Source organism: Candidatus Cloacimonadota bacterium (assembly GCA_012516855.1).
In the GTDB taxonomy this organism is placed as follows: domain Bacteria; phylum Cloacimonadota; class Cloacimonadia; order Cloacimonadales; family Cloacimonadaceae; genus Syntrophosphaera.
In genome coordinates this window covers 1-1,623 of sequence record JAAYWB010000138.1, presented here as the reverse complement: position 1 = coordinate 1,623, position 1,623 = coordinate 1, and the positions used below count along the sequence as shown (strand labels likewise).

The 1,623-nt window shown below is 40.5% G+C and carries 1 protein-coding gene; it reads right to left on the bottom strand.

Annotated features, from left to right (window positions below; genetic code table 11):
- Nucleotides 1-18 precede the first annotated feature (18 nt).
- On the bottom strand, nucleotides 19-549 hold the full coding sequence (locus tag GX466_09535) for a hypothetical protein (protein NLH94437.1): 531 nt from the start codon (nucleotides 547-549) through the stop codon (nucleotides 19-21).
- Between the last annotated feature and the right edge of the window lie 1,074 nt (nucleotides 550-1,623).

Here is a 1,623-nt window from a genome sequence, read left to right as displayed (position 1 = left end):
TTTCTTTAACCTTGTATTTCATAATAATGAATTTTCATTGGTATGAACACTTACTTTCCTATCTAAAATCTCTCCATTTTCATCTGTCTTGTACTTAATCATCATTGAAACCTCAATATGGCTATTCCATTTATTCCTGCTGTCGATGATGCTTATGTCAGAACCAGTCCCAAAAAGATATGGGTTTACCATGAAAACTGAGTTCACCACACGGGTTAGCAATTGAGCCTTGCAAAGCTCACTAAGGCAGTTATAAATTGATGCCTGCGGTATTCCAGTTCGCTCTACTATCTCTCGCTTCTCGATAGTTCCCATGTAAATTTGCTGGTCAGCCATCTTTATCTTTGATGCCATCTCCATAAACACCATCATGGCATTACGGCTAACACCATACAAAAGACCAAGGTCATCCCGAAACATCTTAGTAAAGTAAATCTCACCTCCAGTCACCTTGCTGATGATGTGGCTCTTCTCTTGCGTAGAAATGATGTTGCCATCACTATCTCGCTCTATCTTGGTTGTCGTTACGCCAATCCTATTCTTAGCCATGCTAATCCTTTTTAGTTAAAGATTCAAAATGATAAATATAACATGAAATGATTGCATATCAAATTGATTATTGTGTAGAAGTCATAGCTGCCAAATTGAATAGTCTCATGTACTCATTAGAGTTTCCAACGTACCCATGACTACCCCTCAATGAACATGCGGCTTCCAGCGTGTTTGCATCTTATCTATTCTTACTACATTGAAAGCAAGGGTAGTCCGTATTCCTGCATCAAAAGAAGCAATACTTATTAGAAGCGATTTAAGCGATTAAAAGCAAAACCAATGCGTAGGTAGCTTGATATGACAAAAGAACTACAGAAGCTGTGGTTAAAGCAATCATGGGTGCGGTCATAACTCACAGTTAGTTGACGTTATGCAAATTACGCATAAGTGCAAATAAGTGAAAGTGGGGGAGCATTTCATTTGCAGTAACGCGAGTCATGGTTAAGCAAATAACTCACAGTTGGGGAGGTGAACAAATATAACCACCCCGACCTACATCCCAAAACCCCCACTACCCCCCCTATAGTGCCATGTGCTGCTCATGTGTGTGGCTGGCATGGCTTAGTCGTGCTGGCATGGTGCTGGAAAATGCTTGTTTTGAGTGAGTGCTGATAGTTATGCACAGGATGCTAAAGCTCTTAAAGTGTTTAACATAACGCCCGTCGTAGTTAGTACGCATGGTTAGCCGTCATTTACTCACATGTTATCCACAATTGCAGCTAATTAGCATCCTGCACAAAACCAGTGCACGTTTAACGGGCGTTTAAGCGATTTTTTTGATGCGGTCAATGGGTAGCTATTGGTGTAAATAGCTGGTTTTGATGGATTGGAGGTCAGGGAGGATGGGACATTACCCCCAAGTTTCCCCCGCTTATAGATTGTTTAACCTATGTATTGCCTTAGCATGATGTGTATCGACCTATGCATTGCCACTCATAGTTATGCGTTTATTGCATAACGTCAGTCCTAGTGATTGATTGATTGATGCTTTATAAACTATGCAAATAATACATAACCTTAGATTGCTGTGTATTTGCCTATTTATTGTGCAAATTAGGCGGCTGTACGTGG